This is a genomic window from Paracoccus indicus (assembly GCF_003056335.1).
Taxonomy (GTDB): Bacteria; Pseudomonadota; Alphaproteobacteria; order Rhodobacterales; family Rhodobacteraceae; genus Paracoccus; species Paracoccus indicus.
Genome location: NZ_PYWA01000008.1, coordinates 18,543 through 40,869 on the forward strand (window position 1 = coordinate 18,543; position 22,327 = coordinate 40,869).

Below are 22,327 nucleotides of genomic sequence, written 5' to 3' on the forward strand. Positions count from 1 at the left end.
CGGCCCCCTTGGCGTTTCACGCATGATACAGGGTCACGTCTGGACTATGTGTCCAAAGATGGCGTAAATTGTGGGTACTCAGACCAAAATGAACCAGGATCAAAGCCGTTGACCGAACTTCTGGACGCCACGAATCGCCGCATACTTGAGGCGCTGACCGAAGATGCACGCATTCCCATGACGGAACTGGCGCGCAAGGTCGGGCTGTCCAAGACCCCCGTCGCCCTGCGCGTCCGCCAGCTTGAGGATGCCGGGCTGATCACCGGGTATCGCGCGATCCTGTCACCGCTGAAGCTGGGCCTGACCCATGTGACCTATATTGAGGTCCGCGTCACCGACACCCGCCAGAAGGCGCTGGAGGCGTTCAATGCCGCCGTCCGCGCCGTCCCTGAGGTCGAGGAGTGCTACATGATCGCAGGCGGCTTCGATTACCTGCTGAAGGTGCGGTCGCGCGACATGGCGCATTACCGCCAGATCATGGCCGAGAGCATCTCGTCGCTGCCCCATGTCCATGCCACATCCAGCCATGTGGCGATGGAGGCCGTGATCGAGCAGGGGGCGATCACCTTCTAGCCGAACTGGTCCAGCCGGTGCGGGTTCAACCGGCGCAGGTCGCCGCGCCGCAGCGTGACGCCGTGGCGGTCGAAGAAATCGAGGATCTCGATGGCGACCTTGCGGCCGTTCTGCACCCGGTCGCGGAAATCGGCGGCGGTGAACCAACCGTCGGACGATGCCGCCGAAACATCGCGCAGGATGGCGACCATTTCGGATGTGGTGCTGCGGGCGAAGAAATGGTCATGCGCGATCTGATCGGTCCGGCCCAGCTTCTGCGTAAGCTTCAGCACGCGACGCACTTCTTTTTCATCGACGCCGAAGTCGGTGGCGAAATCGCGCACGCGGGGCGGGCGAAAGCGGATCGGGCCATCAAGCGAGGGCGCGATGCGATCCCAGAGCGCCTGATCCTGATCTGTCAGCCGCACCTCATGCCCGGGTAGGCGGATGAAGGCGCCGTCCAGCACGATGCGGCCCGCCTGCGCCTCGGCATGCAGCAGCGCCAGATAGGCGTCCTTGGTCAATCGCGGCGTCAGGGCCAAACGCAGCTTTTCCCGTCCCAGCCCCGATAGATCGGGGTTTTCGGCGTGAAATTGCGATAGCTGTCCCTGCATGCCATCCTGCAGAGATTGCAGATGGTCGGCCGAAAGCGCCATCGGACCGATGGCCCGCCCGCCCGCGTCATGCAAAGCCTGACGCGTCGCGGCATCGGTCAGCCCACGATCGCGCGTGAAGACCGCCAGTTCGACCGGCGCGACGGCCAGCATCGCCCGCAGCGCTAGGCCGGGGGTGGGATGTCGGGCGGCCTCGATCAACGCAAGGCGTTCGGGCGTCCGCCGTTTCCTGGCCGGGGCCCGCAGGTCGAGGAAATGCCCGCCGCCGATGGTGCGCACCGCAGAGACATCGCGCAGGATGAAGCGGTCGCCGATCCCCGCCGCCATGGGCCGGTCCAGCACGATCTGCACCGGCCCCTGCGTTCCGGGCTGGATCGGATCGCCAAGCGGCACGATCCGCGCGCCAAGTTCCGCCGCATGGCTGTGCAGCCGCGCGGGGAACCAGGTGCCGATGGGTGCCGGCTCGGACGGCAGGACGGCGAGGGTCGCATCGATCCGCATCGTGGGGGCGTGCAGGGCAGGGGCCATGACCACATCGCCACGGTGGATCGCCTCTTTCGACACCTGATCGCCCGCCAGGTTCAGGGCGCAGCGCTGACCGGCCAGCCCTTCGCTCGCCACGCGGTTCTGCGCATGGATGCCGCGCACCCTTGCCGCCAATCCCGAGGGGCCGACAATCACCTGATCGCCGATCGCGACGCGCCCCGCGATCACTGTGCCGGTCACGACCGTCCCCGCCCCCGAAAGGGTAAAGCTGCGGTCGACCGTCATTCGTAGGGGACCGTCGGCGTGTCGCGCGGCGGTCTCGACCTCGGCCCGCGACAGGGCGTCGCGCAGTTCGGGGATACCCTCGCCCGTCAGCGAGGAGACCATCATCACCGGCGCATCCCGCAGCTCCGATGCCGCCGTCAGATCGCGAAGCTGTTCGACCACGGCGTCGCGCCGCCCTTGATCGGCCAGATCGCATTTCGTGACGACCACTAGCCCGCGTTGCATGCCAAGCAGGTTCAGGATCGCCATATGCTCGCGCGTCTGCGGCATCACGCCATCGTCGGCGGCGACGACCAGCAAGGCCATGTCGATACCGCCCGCGCCTGCCAGCATGGTGTGGATCAACCGTTCATGCCCCGGCACATCGACGAAACCGGTGATCCGCCCCGACCCCAGATCGGCATAGGCGAATCCCAGGTCGATGGTAATGCCGCGGGCCTTCTCCTCGGCCAGGCGGTCGGCATCAGTGCCGGTCAGCGCCTTGACCAAGGCGGTCTTGCCGTGGTCGATATGTCCCGCCGTGCCGACGATCATAGGTCGGACAGCGCCCGCATCAGTGCATCGTCGTCGCCAAGACAGCGCAGATCAAAAATTAGCGCACCGTCGCGGATATGTCCGATCACCGGGCGGGGCAGGGCGCGCAGCATGGCGGCCAGCCGGTCGGGCGCATCGCCACCTGCACCCGTCAGCCGCAAACCGGCCGAGGGGATGGTATCGGTTGGCAAGGCCCCCGACCCGATCTGGCTGGCGCAATCGGTGACGGCGGCGGCGAAACCATGCGGTGCCAGCAGCGCCTGCACCTGCGGGGCAAGCCGCGCCGCCTGCGCCGCGATCTGATCGTAGGGACGCGACAGCATCCGCAGCACCGGCATCCGCGCGGTCAGCCGGTCGGGGTCGCGATAGAGCCGCAGCGTCGCCTGAAGCGCGGCAATGCGGATCTTGTCCAGACGCAGGGCGCGCTTCAGCGGATTCCTGTTGATCCGCGCGATCAGGTCCCGCCGCCCGACGATGAAGCCTGCCTGCGGCCCGCCGAGCAGCTTGTCGCCCGAAAAGGTAATCAGGTCCGCGCCCTCGGCCACGGCCTCGGCGACGGTGGGTTCGCGGCGCAGCCCGTAATGCGACAGATCGACCAGCGATCCGGCGCCAAGGTCGTTCATCACCACGACCCCCGCTTCGCGTCCGATCCGCGCCAGTTCGGTCGCGCCCACCTCGGCAGTGAACCCCTCGATCCGATAGTTCGAGGTATGCACCTTGAGGATCAGCGCCGTCGCATCGGTGATCGCCTCGCGATAGTCGCGGGGATGGGTGCGGTTTGTCGTCCCGACCTCGACCAGGCGGGTCCCGGCGCGGGACATGATGTCGGGCATGCGGAAGGCGCCGCCGATCTCGATCAGCTCGCCGCGCGAGACGATCGAGTCGCGCCCCTGTCCGAAGGTGTTCAGCGCGATCAGCACGGCGGCAGCATTGTTGTTGACGACGGTCGCATCCTCGGCGCCCGTCAGCTCGCAAAGAATGTCGCGCAGGTGATCGTCGCGCTGCCCGCGCCCGCCCGTGGTAAGGTCGAACTCCAGCGCCAGCGGCGAGGCCATGGCATCGGTCGCGGCCGTGATCGCCTCATCGGACAGGATCGCGCGGCCAAGGTTGGTGTGCAGCACCGTCCCCGTCAGGTTCAGGATCGGGCGCAGGTCCGTCTGCGCCATCCCCGCCAGATCCGCCGCCAGCAGATGCGGCAGCCGCGCGGCCTGCACCGCGCCATCCGCGCCATCCCTGATCGCGGCCCGCGCGGTGTCCAGCGCGGCCCGCGCGGTTGCGGTCACCAGCTGGCGACCATGCGTGTGGATCAGCTGCGCAACGCTGTCCGTCTGCAGCAGCTGATCGACCGAGGGGAGGGCACGAAAGCCGTTCATCAATAGCCGATCAGGAAGGGATTGAAGCCGCCACGCGTCTTGTCGGTGTCCTTCATCATCAGGTCCAACCCAAGGCTGGCGACATCATCGGCAATGGGTTCCAGGCTGTGGTTCTTGTTCTGATACAGGACCTTGACCCAGTGATCGCATTCCGAGCAGACTTCGGCGCGGACGGTGGCCTCGATGGTCTCGACGCTGCGATAGCTGATGCCCTTGGTGGACCCGCAGCACAGGCAGGTCAGGCGGACCTCGTTCCACTGCGTCGTGCAGCAGGAACAGGCGGCATAACGCGCACCGTCCAGCGCCCCGATGCCGACCACGCTGGAGGTCGCCGGACGACCTCCGCAGGACGGGCAGACGCCGGTGCGGATCGGCACCAACTGATCGGCGGGCAGCGTCGCCGCAATGCGCGACAGATGCAGCTGGACGGCAGCGGCGACGAACAGATGGGCCGCCGCGCTGTCGTCGGGAATACGGTCGGCGAGCACGTTTTCCAGCAGCCAGTGGCGGTCGGCCAAGGGGGCCGCCTTGACGGCCTGAAGGGCGATGCGGGCGGGTTCGGGCATCTCGATCTCGGCGGCCAGGTCAAGCAGGCGGTCCAGCGTCGCGTACAGCGTCGCATCGGTCGCCAGGTCGGCGCGGTCGATCGGGGGCATGCGGTTGGCGCGGGCAGTCTGGATGACATCGGCGGGCAGCGCCTCGACGGCGGGCAGTTCCGCCGCCAGCCGCGCCTGAACCGCCGTCAGCGCCCCCAGAAACCGCAGATAGGGGGCGACGTTACCCCCGTGGTCGGCCAGAAAGCCGAACCGCTCGGCCCGGGTCGCGAACAGCTTCGCGGGGTCCGGCAAAAAGGCAAGCGGCGCCTTGGGGACGCCGCCGATGGCCGATGGATCGGGTTGGATCACAGTGTTCATTGTCTTCTCCGGGCCGACCGGCCACAGGGGGTCGGCGATGAAGCCTCGGCAGATTACTCTGCCGGGCCTTTTGTGTCGCGGCTGGCGATCTCGCGCAACCATTTCCGGTGGTGACGCCACGCCCAGCCACCGGTGACGGTGCCGCGGGTCATGGCGCGCAGGGTGCCACGGGTCCAGACCGCCGCATAGACATGCAGGATGAAGACCAGCAGGATCGCCACGGCTGCCAGGGCATGCAGAAGAACCGCGATGCGGCGCAGGGGAACCGGCACGTAATGGGCGAAGAACTGCTGCCAGATCATCACGCCGGTGACGATCAACAGCAGGATCAGCCCGGTCATCGCCCAGAAGACGAACTTCTGCCCGGCATTGTACTTGCCAAGCTCTGGCAGCTTGTCCTCGTTCCCCTTGACCACGTCGCCGATGCGGGTGGTCCAGGTGACATCCTCGGGCTTGGGCATGTTCAGGCGCCACAACTGCACGAACATCAAGAGGAAGCTGAAGAACAGCACCACCCCCATGATCGGATGCAGCCAGCGTGTGATCTGACCGCCGCCGAACAGCCCCGTCAGGAAATAGAGCGACGGGTGGAACAGCGCCAGCCCCGAGATCGCCAGCAGGATCAGCGTCGCCGCCGTGATCCAGTGGTTGATGCGGGTGAACCCCCGGTAACGGCTGACCGTCACCGGGGCCTTGCTGTCGATATGATCGCCGCGTTCGGAATAATAGGGACGTGGCGCCATCAGACATGACCTCCGTTTTCGGGATCGCGACGTTCGACCACCAAGGTTTCGGCGGCGTCATCGTCATGTTCGTCGGGGCGGTTGCCGCGGCTGAACAGCCCGTGCAGGGTCGCACCAAGGGCGGCAAGCCCCACGACCGCCAGACCGGCGGTCTTGGTGACACCCTTCCAGCCTTCCACCAGCGGAGAGATCCGCGGGTTTTCCGGAAGGTTGTTGTAGATGCCCGGCTTGTCGGCATGGTGCAGCACATACATCACATGCGTGCCACCGACACCCGCAGGATCATAGAGCCCGGCGTTATCGTAGCCGCGCGACTTCAGATCCTCGATCCGGGTTTCGGCATGGGCCTTCATGTCTTCCTTGGTGCCGAAGACGATGGCCTGGGTCGGACATGCCTTGGCACAGGCCGGGCCCTGGCCCACGGCGACGCGGTCCGAACACAGGGTGCACTTGTAGCTCTTGTGATCGACCTGGCTGATCCGCGGGATGTTGAACGGGCAGCCGGTGACGCAATAGCCGCAGCCGATGCAGTTGTCGTGGATGAAATCGACGATGCCGTTGGAATATTGCACGATCGCGCCGGGGGCCGGGCATGCCTTTAGGCAGCCCGGGTCTTCGCAATGCATGCAACCGTCCTTGCGGATCAGCCATTCCAGATCGTCGGTCTCGGGGTTCTCCCATTCGCTGAAGCGCATCAGGGTGAACATGTTCGGGGTCAGATCGTGGGGGTTTTCATAGACCCCCACGTTCTCCTCGATCTCGGGCTTGGTATCGTTCCACTCGATGCAGGCGGATTGGCAGGCCTTGCAGCCGATGCATTTGGACACATCGATCAGCTTGGCCAGCTTCTCCAGCTGACGGGTGGGTTGCGGCACGTCCTTGGTCGCCGAGATCCGGACGATGTCGGACGTATCGAAATACGCCTTCATCGGCTGGACGGGCGGGTTCGAGACCGCTGTGGTCGGTCCGGTGGCTGTATCCTTCATGCGACCGGCTCCTCTGCTGCGGGTTCGATATTGACAAGGAAGGCCTTGAATTCGGGCGTATCCGTGTTGGCGTCACCGACGAAGGGCGTCAGGCTGTTCGGCCCGAAACCTTTCTTGGCGGCCCCCATGAAGCCCCAATGCAGCGGGATGCCCACCACATGGACGGGCTTGCCGTCGCAGATCAGCGGACGCAGGCGCTTGGTGACCACGGCTTTCGCCCAGACCTCGCCCCGTTTGCCCCAGACCCGGACGCGACCGCCCTTCTTGATGCCCCGTTCGGCCGCCAGCTCCTCGCTGATCTCCACGAAGAACTCGGGCTGCAGCGCGGCGTTCACCACGTTGTGCTTGGTCCAATAGTGGAAATGCTCGGTCAGGCGGTACGAGGTCGCCACGAAGGGGAACTCGTCGCTGGTGCCAAGACGTGCCGCGTCGCTTTCGAAGATCCGCGCCACGGGGTTGCCACGCATCTTCGGGTTGAAGACGTTGGCCATGGGGCTTTCGAACGGCTCCATATGCGTCGGGAAAGGCCCGTCGCGCATCATGCCCCGGGTGAACAGGCGCGAGACGCCTTCCTGGTTCATGATGAAGGGGCCGACCTCGGAGGGCTTCGCGGTAGGCGAGATGTCGGGCACGTCGTAACCCTCCCATTTCTCGCCGGTCCACTCGATCAGCTTGCGGGACGGATCCCACGGCTTGCCCTGCATGTCGGCCGAAGCGCGGTTATAGAGGATCCGCCGGTTCGCCGGCCATGCGAAGGACCAGTTCAGGAACATGCCGGTATCGTCGGGATCGGAATTGTCCCGCCGCGCCATCATGTTGCCTTCCTCGGTCCAGCTGCCGGAGAAGATCCAGCAGCCCGCCATGGTCGAGCCGTCGTCGCGAAGCTGGCCAAAGCCCGAAAGCTGCTTGCCGGCCTCGGCCACCACCTTGGTATCGTCGGCAGTGTCATAGACGGCGGACAAGGCCTTGCCGTTCATTTCCCGTGCCAGTTCCTCGGGGGTGGGCTCGTTCGGGTCCTCATAGTTCCAGGTCAGGTTCACGATCGGATCGGGGAAGGCACCGCCTTCTTCCTGATACAGCTTGCGCACCCGCTGGAAGATCTGCGCCATGATCCAAGTGTCATGCTTGGCCTGACCCGGAGGCGTCGCCCCCGCCCAGTGCCACTGCAGCCAGCGACCCGAGTTGACAAGCGCGCCTTCGTCCTCGGCGAAGCAGGTCGTGGGCAGCTGGAACACCTGCGTCTGGATGGACGCGGTGTCGACGTCGTTGTGGATGCCGTGGTTCTGCCAGAAATTCGAGGTCTCGGTTTCCAGCGGGTCCATGGTGACCAGCGTCTTCAGCTTGGACAAGGCCGTCGTGATCTTGCCCCGGTGGGGGAAGGACAGCATCGGGTTGAAGCCCTGGCAGAAATACAGGTTCACCCGGCCCTGGTCCATCAGCTCGAACATGCGCAGGATGTCGTATGACGGCACGTCGAGCTTGGGCAGGTATTCGAAGGCCCAGTCATTCTCGGCCGTCGCGGCATCGCCCCACATCGCCTTCAGGAAGCTGACCATGAACTTGGAATAGTTCTGCCAATAGCTTGTCTGGTTCGGCTGCAGCGGCTTGAAGTCCCGCGTCGACATATAGGTCTGCCAGTCGGGTTCCTTTTCCGTCGGGATGTTCAGATACCCGGGGATCAGGTTCGACATCAGGCCCAGATCGGTCAGGCCCTGGATGTTGGAATGACCGCGAAGCGCGTTCATGCCGCCACCGCGCACGCCGATGTTGCCCAGGATCAGCTGAAGCATCGCCATGCCGCGGATGTTCTGGCCACCCTTGGAATGCTGCGTCCAGCCAAGCGCATACATCGAGGTCATCGTCCGGTCGGGCGCGCTGCATTCGCCGATCATCTCGCAGATGGTCAGGAACTTGTCGCGCGGCGTGCCGGTGATGTTCTCGACGAATTCGGGCGTATAGACATCGACATGCTTCTTCAGCAGCTGCCAGACGCAACGCGGGTTCTGCAGCGTCGGGTCGGTCAGCGCATAGCCGTCGTCGCCAATCTGGTAATCCCAGCTGGACTTGTCGAAGTCGCGCTTCTCTTCGTCGTAGCCGGTGAAGAGCCCGTCGTTCCAGCCGAATTCATCCTTCACCAGCAAGGCGGCATTGGTGAAGTTCTTGACGTATTCCCACTGGACCTTGTCGTTTTCCATGCACCAGCGGATCGCGCCCATCAGGAACGCGATGTCGCTGCCCGGACGGATCGGGGCATAGTAATCCGCGACCGATGCGGTGCGGGTATAGCGCGGGTCGACCACGATCAGCTTGGCACCACGATGGGCCTTCGCTTCGGTCACCCATTTGAAGCCGCACGGATGCGCTTCGGCGGCATTGCCGCCCATCACGACCACGAGGTCGGTATTCTTGATGTCGGTCCACGCGTTGGTCATCGCGCCACGGCCAAATGTTGGGCCCAAACTGGACACCGTAGGGCCGTGTCAGACGCGTGCCTGATTATCGAAGCCGACTATCCCCATGGAGCGGACCGTCTTGTAGGTCAGCCACGCGGTTTCATTGGTGGTTGCGGACGCGGCCAGGAAGCCTGCGGTCGTCCAGCGGTTGACGGTGACGCCTGCATCGTTCTTGGCGATGAAGTTCTCGTCCCGGTCGTCCTTGATCGCGCGCGCGATGCCGTCCAGCGCCTCGTCCCAGGAAATCTCCTCGAAGCGGTCGGAACCGGGGCGACGGACGCGGGGCTGCGTCAGACGGGTGGGCGCATGGACGAAGTCCTTCAGCGCGGCGCCCTTGGGGCACAGCGTTCCGCGGTTCGTCGGGTGATCGACGTCGCCTTCGATATGCAGAAGTTCGGCTTTTTCGCCGGCCTTCACATCGCCCTTGGAATACATGATGATCCCGCAGGCCACCGAGCAGTAGGGGCAGGTGTTGCGTGTTTCCGTCGTCGTGGCCAGCTTGAAGGCGCGCACATGCGCGGCCTCGGCTGCCTCGGCCTCGCCGAAGCCCAAGGCTCCAAGCGACGTTGCCGCAACCCCCGCACCCGCCAGCCGTAAGAAGCCGCGGCGCGAAAGGTCAATATTCATGGGGACCCTCCATCCTGCCTGTCGTCATTGATAGGTACTGTCATATTGTCCGCCCCGCCCGCGGCCAAGTCAAGGGGAGCTGACGCGCGCGTGAGCCTGCAATCCCTGCTGTTCACGATGTCTTGCGCGGGGGGCGCGGGGCTTGCTAGAAGGACGGTGAAAAGCCAATGCGCCGGGTGCGCTTGGGCCGATGGGCTTGACCGCATGGCGGTGGCTTGACGACACGGTGCGCGACCCGGCCTGCGACTTGCGGGGTCCGCCGTTTTTCCCCGTGTTCCGCCATCTGCAGCCAAGGATCCCGCCCATGTCCCTTTCCCGTCTGTCCACCCTGGCCGTCGCGGCCTGCCTGTCGCTTGCCGGCATCGCCCAGGCTCAGGACACCCTCTATTTCTCGGCCATCCCCGATGACGACGAAACCCGTCTGGCCGAACGTTTCGGCGCGGTCGCGGACTATTTGTCGCAGCAGCTGGACGTGCCGGTCGAATTCGTGCCGGTGAAATCCTATCCGGCCGCCGTCACCGCCTTCCGCAACGATCAGGTGCAGCTCGCTTGGTTCGGCGGTCTGTCGGGCGTGCAGGCCCGCCTGCTGGTCCCCGATGCCCGCGCCATCGCGCAAGGGCAGGAAGACACCAGCTTCGTTACCTATTTCATCGCCAATACCGAAACCGGCCTCACCGAATCCGAGGATTTCCCCGAAGCAGCCCGCGGCATGTCCTTCACCTTCGGCGCCAAGACCTCGACCTCGGGTCGGCTGATGCCGGAATACCAGATCCGCGAACAGACCGGCGAGGCCCCCGAGGAATTCTTCGGTCGCGTCGGCTTCTCGGGCGATCATGCGCAGACGCTGCGGCTGGTGGCTTCGGGCGCATGGCAGGTCGGTGCGCTGAACTTCACCGTCTATGATCAGGCCGTGACCGAAGGCGCGCCGGAAGTCGAGACCGCCAAGATCATCTGGAAGACTCCGCCTTACCCCGATTACAACTGGACGATCCGCGGCGACGTCGATGCCCGTTGGGGCGAGGGCTTTGCCGACAAGGTTCAGGCCGCGCTGATCGGAATGGACGACCCGGACCTGCTGGCGGCCTTCCCTCGCGCCTCCTTCGTGCCCGCCAGCAACGAGGATTACGCCCCGATCGAGCAGGTCGGTCGCCAGCTGGACCTGCTGGAGTAATCGCTTGCAACTGCTGGACGGGGTCGATCTGGGCTATGACGGCGCGCCGGTGCTGCGCGATCTGCGTCTGACCATCATCCCCGGCCAGCGTGTCGCGCTGTTGGGGCGCAGCGGGTCGGGGAAATCGACCCTGCTAACCGCCCTGCGCGACGCCCTGCTGCAACGCGACATGCGTGTCGCGCTGGTGCCACAGGATCATGCGCTAGTCCCGCAGCTCTCGGCGCTGCGCAACGTGCTGATGGGGCGGCTGGACGATCACGGGGCATTGCGTAACCTGCGCACCCTGATCCGCCCGTCGCGGGCTGACCGGAACGCGGGCCTTCACGATCTGGATCGCGTCGGCCTGACCGATCAGGCCGATCGTGCGGTCGAGACCCTGTCCGGCGGCCAGCAACAGCGCGTGGCCCTGGCCCGCGCCTTTCATCGCGGTGGCGACGTCATCGTCGGGGACGAGCCGCTCTCGGCCGTCGATCCGCGTCAGGCACTGGCGTTGGCGGATCAGATCCACCACGCCTTCCCGACTGCCATCCTGGCCCTGCACGACGTGGCCATCGCCCGTGCCTTTGCCACCCGCATCATCGGGCTGAAGGATGGCGCGGTCCTGTTCGATCTGCCTGCCGATCAGCTGGACCCCGCCCGGACCGAGGCGCTCTATGCCCGCTAGCCTGTCGCGCGGCGGCCTGGTCGCGGTCTTTGTAGCGCTGGCCGTGATCTGTCTGCCCTTTGCCGATCTGGCGACCGCAGGTCACGACCCTTGGGCCGAATTGGGTCGCATGGCACGCGGCTTCCTGTCCCCCGATTTCACCGCGGTCGAGCAGATCGGATGGGCCGTCGCCCTGACCGTCGCCTTCGCCGTGGCGGGGGTGGCGCTTGGCGGGTTGGCGGGGCTGGCGCTGGCGCCCTTCTATCGCCTGCGCCCCGTGAGCTGGCTGGCCATCGCCCTCCGGTCGGTCCATGAACTGTTCTGGGCGCTGCTGCTGTTGCAGGTCTTCGGCATCAGCGTCTGGTCGGGGCTGCTGGCCATCGCGCTGCCCTATGCGGGCATTTTCGCCAAGGTCCTTTCCGAGATCCTGGACGAGGCCGACCCCCGCCCCTCCCGCTGGCTGGGCGTGCGCGTCGATCCCCTGACGCGCTTCCTGTGGGCGCGCGCGCCCTTGGCCCGGCCGCAAATGGTCAGCTATGCGCTCTATCGGCTGGAATGCGGGCTGCGATCCTCGGCGGTGTTGGGGTTCGTGGGGCTGCCGACGCTTGGTTATCAGTTGGACAGCTTCTTCAAGCTGGGAAACTATGGCGCGGCGGGCGCGGTGATGGCCATCTATATCCTGCTGATCGCCACGGTGCGCCAATGGATGCGCCCGCGTCTGGCACTGGCCTGGCTGGCGGCGGCTGTCGGCGTGCTGACGCAGGTCAGCTCGCCGCCCATGGGGCAGGGGGCGTTCTGGCGTTTTCTGACGCAGGACATCGTCCCGGCGCCCCTGCGCGCGGGCGATCCGGCGGCGCTGTGGCCTTGGCTCCAGGATCTGGTCACCGGGTCCATCCTGCCGGGGCTGGGGGCGACACTGGTCGTGGCGCAACTGGCGCTGATCCTGGCGGGGGCGCTGGCCTTCGTGGGGCAGGCGCTGATCGTGCCGCGGATCAGCGGGCGCATCGGCGCGTGGCTGGGGCATCTGGTGCTGGTGCTGCTGCGGTCCTTTCCCGAATACATGTTGGCTTATCTGTTCTTGCAGGTCTTCGGGCCCTCGATGCTGCCCGCCATCCTGGCGCTTGGGCTGCACAACGGGGCGATCATCGGCCATCTTCTGGGACGGCAGGCCCGCACCCTGACCCTGCGCCCCGACGCGCCGCGTGGTCTGACGCTCTGGGGGTGGGAGTTCGTGCCACGACTGTTCGGCAGCTTCATCGCCCTGTGTCTTTATCGGTGGGAGATCATCATCCGCGAAAGTGCCATTCTGGGGCTGCTGGGGGTCGCGACGCTTGGGTTCTATCTGGACGACGCCATCGTTGCGCTGCGCATGGACCGCGCAGTCGTCATCCTCGTCGCCACCGCGCTGGTGACGATCGCCATTGATGCCCTGTCGCGGGGCATCCGCGCCCGCATCGGTGCGGGCGAACTGCAGCGCAGGGATGCCTTGCCGGGCCGTGTGGCCCGGCAGGCAGGCCCGAGCTAGGCGGTCATGTCCAAGGGCGCCCGGACCGCGCAGGCGAAGGCCAGGAACTTGCCGTCGTCGTTCGACACCAGGTCCCCCATCGGGCGCGGCGTCCAGCCAAGACGTGCCGCCATCCGCAGGAAGGCGGGCGGCCCCAGGAACAGGCAGTCGCTGGCGCCGACCGTATGCAGGTGGGTGTTGGCAGCCTCGAGGATGCTTTCGGCCAGACCCGGCAGGGGCAGGGCGGCAAAGCGTGTCAGCTCCCATGCACCCGCATCGACGGGCGGTTCCTCGTGGCACAGGTTGGTGGGCATGCCCGGAAGCAGGCCCAGATGCGCATCGCGGATCATGTAGGAATAGACCACCTTTCCCGCCCCGAACACCTTGTCGGTGCGCTTCAGCCGGGCGCCGCCCACGGCCTGCCCATCGCGATGCGCGATGACATAGACGGTGTCGAAGGTGTCGTACTGCTCGAACTCGATCCCTTCGGCGTGGTGCAGCGGCCAGGCCATGCGATCCACGAAGATCTGCTTGCGCAGCTTGAAGAAGCTGGTGACCAGATCGAAGCGTGCCATGTCGCGCGGCAGGCAGATCAGCTCGACGGTGATGTCGTTGGCGGGGGTGCGTGTCATCGTCATGTCCCCCTTATTGCCGGATGCCGTCGGGCAGCTTGGCCAGCCCCAGGAACTGGCGTCCGCCGGTCACCTTGTTGGGCAGCCACAATCCCCATGAGGTCACCTCGACCTGCAGGACGCCTTCCTCGGCGTAGGCGTCGAAATAGGTCAGCATGGTTTCCACCATGTCACGGCTGAATTCGGCCGTGGCCAGCTTTGGTTCCTTGATATGTGCCATCATCGCATGTCTCCTGTTGGCGTGATCAACGCCGGGAGCCTGCGCCCCGAAGATGCATCTGTCTTGCAAAAACCGGACAACCTGCCTTTTCAGTATGTCCGAAAAGGCATATCCTGCAGGTCAGGCAACATGGGCACGACATGCTGAACGATCTGATACCGAACTTCGACGACGAAATCGCCCAGATGCATGCGATGGCACCAAGCGGCTGGATCATGGGGTTCAACCTGACCTATCGGGGGCCGGAGCACCTGTACAACGCCTATCCCGATGCCTGGCGCAAGATCTACGAGGATCGCAACTACTTCTTCGGCGATCCCATCGCGATGTGGACGATGACCCATGACGGGGCCGCCCGCTGGTCCGAGGTGCGCATCCCCGACCTGCGCGGCGTCATGTCGGCGGCCAAGAAGTTCAAGCTGAACCACGGCGTCGCCATTTCACGCAAGGTGGCGGGCAAGCGGTCCTTCCTGACCCTGTCCCATCCCGACCGCGAATTCACCGACGACGAGATCGCGCGCTGTTCGGCCAAGTTCCATCTGTGGACGGACATGGTCCTGAACCGCGCGGCGCTGACGCAGGCGGAACTGGACGTGCTGCGCTGTTTCCGCGACGGGCAGGGGCAGCAGGAGACGGCCTCGCAGCTGGGCATCGCTGAATCGACCGTCAAGCAGCGCGCCTTGAAGGCCTGCGCCAAGCTGGGTGCGAAAAGCCGCACCCAGGCCGTGGCGATCGCGGTGGCGCGAAATTACCTCTGAGCGGTGGCGATCGCCGGATAGGCGGCACGGAAACCGGCGTATGCCTCGTCGAAGGCGGCGCGCAGGTCGGGGTCCGGTTCCACGCGGTCGGTGATCTGCGGCGGTGTCATCACCTGCGCCACATCGCCTTCCCCCGAGGCCACCATCGCCAGTCGTGCCGCCCCAAGCGCCGCCCCGAATTCGCCGCCCGCGGGCAGATCCAGCGTGACGTTCAGCGCGGTGGCGATCACCTGCAACCAGTAACGCGACCGCGCACCGCCACCGATGGCCATCAGGCTGTCCGGGCGGGCACCTGTGGCGCGCAATGCCTCCAGACTGTCGCGCAGGCCGAAGGCCACGCCCTCCAAGACAGCGCGGGTCATGTCGTCGCGATCGGTCGCCAGCGCCAGCCCGGTGAAGCTGCCACGGATGGCAGGGTCGTTGTGGGGCGTGCGCTCACCCGACAGATAGGGCAGGAAGCGCACGGTGCCGGGGGCCCGCAGGTCGCCCAGATCGGCGGTCAGCTGCGCCGGGGTCGCGCCGGTGATGCGGGCCAGCCAGTTCAGGCAATCGGTCGCCGACAGCATGACGCCCATCTGGTACCAGGTATCGGGCACCGCGTGGCAAAAGCTGTGCAGCGCCGTTTCTGGCGCTGGCCGGTATCCGTCCCGCGCCATCAGCAACACCCCCGACGTGCCAAGCGAGACGAAACCCGCGCCCTCGGTCATGGCGCCGATGCCGCAGGCGGCAGCGGCATTGTCGCCCGCGCCACCCGCCACGGTGACTGTCCCCCGCAGGCCCCATTCCGCCGCCAATTCCGCGCGCAGCGTGCCGGCAGAGGCGCAGCCCTCGACCAGGCGGGGCATCTGATCGCGGGTCAGGCCGGTGCGTGCCAGCAAGTCGTCGGACCAGTCGCGGGCGCCGGTGTCCAGCCATCCGGTGCCCGACGCATCCGACAGATCGCCGACATGATCGCCTGTCAGCCACAGGTTCAGATAGGCGGCAGGCAGCAGGACGCGCGCGGCCTTGGCCCGCAGGTCGGGCTCATGTTCTGCCATCCAGTCCAGCTTGGGGGCGGTGAAGCCCGGGAAGACGATGTTGCCGGTCAGGGTGCGGAACTCGGCCTGCGCATCCAGGGCCGCCGCCTGCGCGTGACTGCGGGTGTCGTTCCACAGGATGCAGGGCCGCAGAACCGCATCATCTGCCCCCAGCACCGTGGCGCCGTGCATATGTCCGGCCACGGCGATGCCGCGCAACGATGCGAATTCGGGGTGGCTGTCTCGCAGTGACGCGACCGCGCCACGAAAGGCCGCGATCCAATCGGCCGGGTCCTGTTCGGACCATCCGGGGTGGGGGTTGCGGGCGTGATAATGCCGTTCGGTCGCGCCGATGGGCTGGCCGTCATCGCCCACCAGAAGTGCCCGCAGACCCGAGGTCCCCAGATCGATGCCAAGATAGCTCATGTCGTCATTCCCCCCTGATCGACCCGCCGCCGTTTGTGACGCAGCCCGGGGGCCACGTCAAATCCGCCACGGCAGATTTGACGCATGAGGGAAAAATCCGCATGCTTTGGGCGTCAGGGACGGGTATCGACGTGGGTCTGACCACGCGCGCGCATCTGGGCCGTCTGCTCGTCCATCAACTCGCGTGCGCGCTTCAGATAGGCGGCGTTGTGCTGGGGTGGCACGTCGGGGTCATGCAGATCGGCCAGCTCGCGGATGGTGCGCTGGTTGTGGGCCACGAACCTGCGGGCGGTCAGCTCGGCCTGATCGCGCGGCACGCCAAGCGCCTCATAGACGGAACGTCCCGCGCGGACGGCGCTGTCGAAGGTCTCGCGGATGACATCGCGACAGCCTGCTGCCCACAGCTCATAGACATGGCTCTGATCGCGCGCGCGGGCGGTGATATGGACATGCGGATAGGTCTGGCGGACATAGCGGACCATGGCGGTCACCTGGTCGCGGTTGTCGATGGCGATGACCAGCACGGTCGCCGTCTCCAGCCCCGCCGCGCGCAGCAGGTCCGGCCGTGTCGCATCGCCATAGAAGGCGCGGACCCCGAAGGCGCGCAGCATCTCCAGCTGGGCCGAGGAATGGTCCAGGACCGTCGTTTCATGGCCCGCGCTCAGCAGCATGCGGTTTATGATGCCGCCGAAACGCCCGTGACCGGCGATGATGATATGGCTGGGGGCGGTGATCGTATCGGCCTCGGTCGGTTCGGCAAAGCGGTAGCGGGGCAGGATCACCCGGTCATAGAGGATGAACAGCAGCGGCGTCAGCATCATCGACAGCGTGACGACCAGCGTCAGCCGCGGCGCGATGGTGTCGGACAGCACCGCATTGGCCGTCGCGAATGAGATCAGCACGAAGCCGAATTCCCCCGCCTGCGCCAGCCCGATGCCGAACAGCCAGCCCTGTTCGTCGCGCACCCCGAAAAGTCGCGCCAAGGTCAGCAGCACCGCCGCCTTGACGGCCATGACCCCAAGCGCCAGGCCGATGATGACGAAGGGTTCGCTGGCCAGCAGGCCGAAGTCGATGGCCGCGCCGACGGTCATGAAGAACAACCCCAGCAGCAGACCGCGGAAGGGATCGATGTCGCTTTCCAGCTCGTGCCGGTATTCGCTGTTGGCCAGCACCACGCCGGCCAGGAAGGTGCCAAGCGCGGGCGACAGCCCCACCAGCGACATCAGCAGGGCGGTTCCCACGACGAAGGAGAGGGCGGCGGCGATGAAGATCTCGCGCAGGTTGGCCTGGGCGATGAAGCGGAAGACGGGGCGCGTCAGATAGGTGCCGCCCGCGATCACCAGCCCGATGGCCAGCAGCGTGACGATGCCGGTCTGCCAACCCTGCAACCCCTCGACCAGGGACATGCCGTCGCCATGGGCGTCGGCTTCGTGATGCGTGCCGCCCGTGACGGCCAGCAGGGGCAGGAAGGCCAGCATCGGGATGACGGCGATGTCCTGAAACAACAGCACGGAAAACCCCGCCTGCCCGCCGTCGCTTTTCATCAGCCCCTTTTCGGTCAGGGTCTGCAGCACGATGGCGGTCGAGGACAACGCGAAGATCAGCCCCACCGCCAGCGCCATCGGCCAGGCCAGCCCAAGTGCCATGGCCGCACCCGCGATCAGCCCGGCGCTGAGCGTGACCTGCAGCCCGCCCAGCCCCAGCAGGCGCATCCGCATGTCCCACAAAAGCTTCGGCTCAAGCTCCAGCCCGACAAGGAACAGCATCATCACGACGCCGAACTCCGCGAAATGCTGGATGGACAGGACGTCGACGTTCAGCAGCGCCAGAACCGGGCTGAGAACGATCCCTGCGATCAGATAGCCCAGCACCGATCCCAACCCGAGGCGCGAGGCAATGGGCACGGCGACCACCCCGGCGATCAGGAACAGGAAGGCCAGCAGCAGGACATCCGTCATTGGGTAGGGCTTTCCTTAATGGGGGCTGTCTGTCGACAATCGGGCAGGGGGGCGTGCCTTGTCCAGCCCTTTGCCGCGCCGCTGCCTGCGGGCGCGTCGCCATGCGCCCGCGCGCTCGCCCAGCATCAGCATTGCGGGGGTGACGATCAGTGTCAGCACGGTCGCCACCATCAGCCCGCCCGCGATCGCCGCGCTGAGTTCCGTCCACCATTGGGTCGATGGCGCACCATAGATGATCTCGCGCCGGAAGAAGTCGATGCTGACGCCGATGACCATGGGCATCAGACCAAGCGCGGTGGTAACGGATGTCAGCACCACGGGCCGCAGGCGTTGTGCGCCGGTGCGCAGCGCGGCTTCGGGCGGGGACATGCCCGCGCGGCGCAGGTCGTTGTAGGTGTCGATCAGCACGATGTTGTTGTTCACCACGATCCCCGCCAGCGCGATGACCCCGATGCCGCCCATGACGATGCCGAAGGGCCGCCCCGTGACCAGCAACCCCAGCAGCACCCCCGCCACCGAAAAGACGATGGCGGTCATGACGATGAAGGCCTGGAAGAAGCTGTTGAACTGCACCACCAGGATCACGATCATCATGCCGATGGCGGCGGCAAAGGCACCCGCAAGGAAGATCATCGCGTCCTGCTGATCCTCGGCCTCGCCGGCGAACGACCATGTGACGCCATCGGGCAGGTCCATCTGGGTCAGTGCCGTGCGCAGGGCCACGATCTGGTCGTTGACCAGCAGGCCCGGCGCGACATTGGCGGCGATGGTCGTCACGCGCCGTTCATCGACCCGCTTGATGGTGCCGCTGCGCGGGGCGGGGCTGAAGGTGACGAAATTGGTGACCGGCACCAGGCCCGAGCTGGTCGGCACGCGCAGGCTCTCCAGTTCCGCCAAGGTGCGGTCGCCCGCCGGGAAACGCACCCGGATATCGACCGTGCCCTCGGCATCGTCGGGGCGGTATTCGGCCACTGTGATGCCTTGGGTCAGCAGCTGCACGGCCTGACCCAGCAGGGCGACATCGGCGCCGAAGCGCGCGGCCTCTGACCGGTCCAGCGTGATCGCCCATTCGACGCCCGGCAGGGGGCGCGTGTCGGTGACATCTGTGAAGCCGCCGATCCGCTCCATGCGGTCGCGGATGGCGGTGACCGCCTGCGCCTGCAGGTTGCGGTCGCGGGAGGCGATCTCCAGGCTGATGGGCTTGCCCGCAGCGGGGCCACCCGATTGGGTCTGGACCTGCACGTCGATGCCGGGGATCTGCGCCATGTCGCGGCGGATGCGGTCGGCGATCTGTTCGGCGGGGGGGCGTGTGTCCCATTCGGTCAGCTCCAGCTGGATGGTGCCGATGACTTCCTCATCGGCCTGCTGGCTGGACCCGCTGCGGGCATAGACGCTGTGGATGGCGTCATAGGACAGCAGCCGGTCCTCGACCTGCCGGACCAGCGCATCCTTTTCATAGATCGAGAAATTGTCGCGCGCCCGCACCTCGACCTGCGCGAAATCGGGCTCGATAGAGGGGAAGAAGCTGATTCCGTTGCCGAACTGGCCATAACCCAGAAACGCCGCGATCAGCAGCATGATCGAGAACAGCAGCGTGCGACCGGGCCGCAGGATCGCCCATTCCAGCGCGCGGACATAGACCCCCGCAGCCCCCGTCATGTCGCGCGGATCGCCGGTCTCGGCGGCGGCGATCTGGCGCTTCTGACGGGCCGATTGCGGCTGGCGGCGGCCGATGACGCCGCCGACGACCGGGATGAAGACCAGCGCCATGAACAGCGATGCCGTCAGGGTCAGGATCACCGTGATGGGCAGGAACTTCATGAATTCGCCCACCGTTCCCGACCAGAACAGCAGCGGGAAGAACACGCTGAGCGTCGTCGCGGTGGATGCGATGATCGGCCATGCCATGCGCTTGGCCGCGCGGGCATAGGCATCCTTGGACGACAGGCCTTCATGCAGCAGCCGGTCGGCCAGTTCCACCGTAACGATGGCGCCGTCGACCAGCATGCCCACCACCAGGATCAGGCTGAACAGCACCACGATGTTCATCGTCAGCCCCATGAAATAGAGCGCCGAGACCCCCGCCAGGAAGGCGCCCGGAATCGCCAGCCCCACCAGGATCGAGGATCGCAGCCCAAGCGCCCAGACAATCACGATCATCACCAGCAGCACCGCGGCGATGACGTTGGATTCCAGGTCCGACAGCATGGTCTGGACCTGTTCGCTTTCGTCCTGCATATCGTTGATGCGCACGCTGTCGGGCCAGTCGGCCTGCGCGGCCTCGATCTCGGTGCGGATTGCGGCGACGGTTTCGATGATATTTGCGCCGACGCGCTTCTTGATTTCCAGCGCCAGGGCGGGCTGGCCGTTGATGCGCGCGAAACCCGAAGGATCCTCGTATGTGCGCCGCACCGTGGCCACATCGGCGAAGGTCACGACCGTATCGCCGCGCACCTTGACGGGCAGTTCCATCAGGTCGGTCAGATCCTCGATCAGGCCGGGCACCTTCAGCACGATGCGGCCCGCGCCGTTCTCGATGGCGCCCGCCGCGATCAGGCGGTTGTTGCGGTTGATCTGGCCGATCAGTTCGTCGAACGAGATGTCATAGGTCTCGAAGACGGTCGGATCGATCAGCACCTCCAGCAGCTCGACCCGTTCCCCGCCGATATCGACTTCGAGGACGCCCTGAACCCCTTCCAGCCGGTTCTTCAGATCGTCTGCCAGCGCGTTCAACGTGCGTTCGGGGACGGGGCCGGACAGGATGGTGGTCAGGATCGGGAACAGTGCCGTGTTGATCTCGGTCACGACGGGATCATTGGCATCCTCGGGCAATTCGTTGCTGGCGCGGTCGACGGCCTCGCGGACCTTGTCCAATGCCGCATCGGCATCGAAGCCCGGTTCGAATTCCAGCTGCACGCTGGCATAGCCCTCGGCGGCGGTGGCGGTGATCCCCTCAAGGCCGGTCAGGGCCGACAGCTCGGTTTCCAGCGGCTCGACCAGCAGGCGTTCGGCGTCTTCGGGGGCGATGCCTTCCAGCGAGGTCGAGACATAGACCGTGGGGATCGGAATCTCGGGCGAGCTTTCCTTGGGGATGGCCACATAGGTCACCGCCCCGACCGCCAGGATCAGGCCCAGCACCATGACCACGACGCGGGCGCGGTCGAAGGCGGCGTCGATCAGCCCGTTCATTCCGCATCCTCGGCGCTGTCCTCGGGGGTGGGAACCACCGGCTCGCCCGCGCTGACGAAGCCCTGCCCGATGGTGATGATGCGGGCGTCTTCGGGCAATCCGCTGACCCAGACCCCGTCGGTCTGCGCCTGTTCGACCACCACCGGATGGAAGGCCACCGTGTCGTCGTCCTGAACCGTCTTGACGCCCAGCTGCCCGTCCGTCCCAAGCGACAGGATCGCCGGAGAGATGAAATGCGCCGACATCTGACCCGTGGGGATCGACACTGTCACCGACAGGCCCGATGCGATCCGCCCTTCGGGGTTCGGCACGGCGATCTCGGCGCGGAAGGTGCGGGTTTCGGTGACGGCGTCCTTGCTGACGTATTCGACGGTGCCTTCGATTTTCTGCCCGGTGATGAACTTGACCGTCGCATCGCTGCCTTCGCGGATGCGCGCCAAGGCCTGCTGGGGCACCTGGATGACGATCTTCAGCGGGTCGATGTCCAGCATGGTGCCGACCTCGGTCCCGGCGGGGACATAGGCGCCTTCTTCAAGGTCCAGCGCATCCAGCCTGCCGTCGAAGGGCGCGCGGATCACGGCGGCATCGACGCCTTCCTCGGCCTGCGCCAGTTCGGATTGCGCCCGCGCCAAGGCCGCCCGCGCCTGCGAGACGCGGTCCGTCGTCGCCACCCCGCGTTCCAGCAGCGTCTCGGCATTGTCGAAATCGCGCTGTGCTGCGGCCAGTTCCTGCTGGGCTCGGGCGACGTCGGCCTCCTGTTCCCGGGTGCCCAGCCTTGCGATGATGTCGCCCTGCGCCAGATACTGCCCGCGGCGTGCCGAAAGCACCGCCACATCACCGCCGATCTCGGCGCGCAGAACGGTCCGGCGGTCGGGTTGGGCCTGGCCTTCGGCGGTAAAGACCTGCGTCACGTCCTGTGCCTGGCTGTCGCGCACCGCGACGGCGATCGCCTTGACCGGCTGGACGGGGGTGTTGGTCTCCTTGGGTGGGGCGGGCAGGATATAGCCGCTGCCCATCCAGGCGATCAGCACCAGCGCCAGGATGCCCGCCACCCATTTGGACCGGGACGCGCCGCGTTCATCCGCGAAATGCAGGGCGGCGGGGGATTGCGGATCGCGCAGTTCGTTCATCGGTCACGAAGTCCATGGGGCAGTTGCGGCGGCAGGTGCCACCTTGCGACATTCCGTCCCGCGGGCCAAGCGCGCAAGCGCAGCCCGTGCGATCCTTGCGCCAATAGGTCGCG

At 66.1% G+C, this 22,327-nt stretch carries 18 protein-coding genes; 5 read left to right on the forward strand and 13 right to left on the reverse strand.

What is annotated here, in order from left to right; all coding sequences use genetic code 11:
• Nucleotides 1–108 precede the first annotated feature (108 nt).
• Entirely contained in the window at nt 109–573 is a 465-nt protein-coding gene (locus DDE75_RS13605) for an Lrp/AsnC family transcriptional regulator (protein ID WP_108502941.1), read from the forward strand.
• On the opposite strand, the gene selB is transcribed toward DDE75_RS13605, so the two are convergent.
• From selB to DDE75_RS17905, 7 genes are read right to left on the reverse strand one after another with little or no spacing between them, the layout of a single operon-like run.
• Nucleotides 570–2,471, reverse strand: a complete 1,902-nt coding sequence (gene selB / locus DDE75_RS13610) for a selenocysteine-specific translation elongation factor (protein WP_108502942.1) — start codon at nt 2,469–2,471, stop codon at nt 570–572. The two genes, DDE75_RS13605 and selB, sit on opposite strands and share 4 nt — an antisense overlap.
• The gene (selA, locus tag DDE75_RS13615) at nt 2,468–3,844 is read right to left on the reverse strand and encodes an L-seryl-tRNA(Sec) selenium transferase (RefSeq protein WP_108502943.1); all 1,377 of its coding nucleotides are present in this window, start codon (nt 3,842–3,844) and stop codon (nt 2,468–2,470) included. The genes selB and selA overlap by 4 nt, the downstream gene beginning before the upstream one ends.
• On the reverse strand, nt 3,844–4,758 hold the full coding sequence (gene fdhE, locus DDE75_RS13620; RefSeq protein WP_108502944.1) for a formate dehydrogenase accessory protein FdhE: 915 nt from the start codon (nt 4,756–4,758) through the stop codon (nt 3,844–3,846). Before fdhE ends, selA begins: the two co-directional genes overlap by 1 nt.
• Nucleotides 4,759–4,811: 53 nt before the next feature.
• Nucleotides 4,812–5,501, reverse strand: a complete 690-nt coding sequence (locus tag DDE75_RS13625) for a formate dehydrogenase subunit gamma (protein WP_108502945.1) — start codon at nt 5,499–5,501, stop codon at nt 4,812–4,814.
• Entirely contained in the window at nt 5,501–6,487 is a 987-nt protein-coding gene (gene fdxH / locus DDE75_RS13630; protein WP_108502946.1) for a formate dehydrogenase subunit beta, read from the reverse strand. The genes DDE75_RS13625 and fdxH overlap by 1 nt, the downstream gene beginning before the upstream one ends.
• Nucleotides 6,484–8,955 carry a formate dehydrogenase-N subunit alpha gene (fdnG, locus tag DDE75_RS13635; RefSeq protein WP_472462639.1) on the reverse strand — a complete coding sequence of 824 codons (2,472 nt, stop codon included), beginning with the start codon at nt 8,953–8,955 and terminating at the stop codon, nt 6,484–6,486. Before fdnG ends, fdxH begins: the two co-directional genes overlap by 4 nt.
• A gap of 12 nt (nt 8,956–8,967) precedes the next feature.
• Nucleotides 8,968–9,567, reverse strand: a complete 600-nt coding sequence (locus DDE75_RS17905; RefSeq protein WP_211659355.1) for a molybdopterin-dependent oxidoreductase — start codon at nt 9,565–9,567, stop codon at nt 8,968–8,970.
• A gap of 304 nt (nt 9,568–9,871) precedes the next feature.
• On the opposite strand from DDE75_RS17905, the gene DDE75_RS13640 reads away from it, so the two are divergent.
• From DDE75_RS13640 to DDE75_RS13650, 3 genes are read left to right on the forward strand one after another with little or no spacing between them, the layout of a single operon-like run.
• On the forward strand, nt 9,872–10,738 hold the full coding sequence (locus tag DDE75_RS13640) for a putative selenate ABC transporter substrate-binding protein (protein ID WP_108503050.1): 867 nt from the start codon (nt 9,872–9,874) through the stop codon (nt 10,736–10,738).
• A 4-nt stretch (nt 10,739–10,742) separates the two neighbouring features.
• Nucleotides 10,743–11,402, forward strand: a complete 660-nt coding sequence (locus DDE75_RS13645) for an ATP-binding cassette domain-containing protein (RefSeq protein ID WP_108502948.1) — start codon at nt 10,743–10,745, stop codon at nt 11,400–11,402.
• Complete coding sequence (locus DDE75_RS13650; RefSeq protein ID WP_108502949.1) at nt 11,392–12,906, forward strand: PhnE/PtxC family ABC transporter permease; 1,515 nt, start codon at nt 11,392–11,394, stop codon at nt 12,904–12,906. Before DDE75_RS13645 ends, DDE75_RS13650 begins: the two co-directional genes overlap by 11 nt.
• On the opposite strand, the gene DDE75_RS13655 is transcribed toward DDE75_RS13650, so the two are convergent.
• Nucleotides 12,903–13,523, reverse strand: coding sequence for an acyl-homoserine-lactone synthase (locus DDE75_RS13655; RefSeq protein ID WP_108502950.1), 621 nt, complete (start codon nt 13,521–13,523; stop codon nt 12,903–12,905). The two genes, DDE75_RS13650 and DDE75_RS13655, sit on opposite strands and share 4 nt — an antisense overlap.
• A 7-nt stretch (nt 13,524–13,530) precedes the next feature.
• Nucleotides 13,531–13,737, reverse strand: a complete 207-nt coding sequence (locus tag DDE75_RS13660) for a hypothetical protein (RefSeq protein ID WP_162799045.1) — start codon at nt 13,735–13,737, stop codon at nt 13,531–13,533.
• A 140-nt stretch (nt 13,738–13,877) separates the two neighbouring features.
• Between DDE75_RS13660 and DDE75_RS13665 the strand changes: the two genes are divergently transcribed.
• Nucleotides 13,878–14,495 carry a helix-turn-helix transcriptional regulator gene (locus tag DDE75_RS13665; protein WP_108502952.1) on the forward strand — a complete coding sequence of 206 codons (618 nt, stop codon included), beginning with the start codon at nt 13,878–13,880 and terminating at the stop codon, nt 14,493–14,495.
• Here the strand turns inward: DDE75_RS13665 and xylB are convergent.
• The 4 genes from xylB to DDE75_RS13685 all read right to left on the reverse strand — a co-directional run bounded on the left by xylB (nt 14,486) and on the right by DDE75_RS13685 (nt 22,214).
• A complete protein-coding gene (xylB, locus tag DDE75_RS13670; protein WP_108502953.1) occupies nt 14,486–15,937 on the reverse strand; it encodes a xylulokinase in 1,452 nt (483 codons plus the stop codon). The genes DDE75_RS13665 and xylB overlap by 10 nt on opposite strands.
• A gap of 113 nt (nt 15,938–16,050) precedes the next feature.
• Nucleotides 16,051–17,895: a cation:proton antiporter domain-containing protein gene (locus DDE75_RS13675; RefSeq protein ID WP_108502954.1), complete on the reverse strand. Its 1,845-nt coding sequence runs from the start codon at nt 17,893–17,895 to the stop codon at nt 16,051–16,053.
• A gap of 15 nt (nt 17,896–17,910) precedes the next feature.
• Nucleotides 17,911–21,084 carry an efflux RND transporter permease subunit gene (locus DDE75_RS13680; RefSeq protein ID WP_108502955.1) on the reverse strand — a complete coding sequence of 1,058 codons (3,174 nt, stop codon included), beginning with the start codon at nt 21,082–21,084 and terminating at the stop codon, nt 17,911–17,913.
• Nucleotides 21,081–22,214 (reverse strand): efflux RND transporter periplasmic adaptor subunit, encoded by a 1,134-nt coding sequence (locus tag DDE75_RS13685; RefSeq protein WP_108502956.1) that lies wholly within the window; start codon nt 22,212–22,214, stop codon nt 21,081–21,083. Before DDE75_RS13685 ends, DDE75_RS13680 begins: the two co-directional genes overlap by 4 nt.
• Nucleotides 22,215–22,327 lie beyond the last annotated feature (113 nt).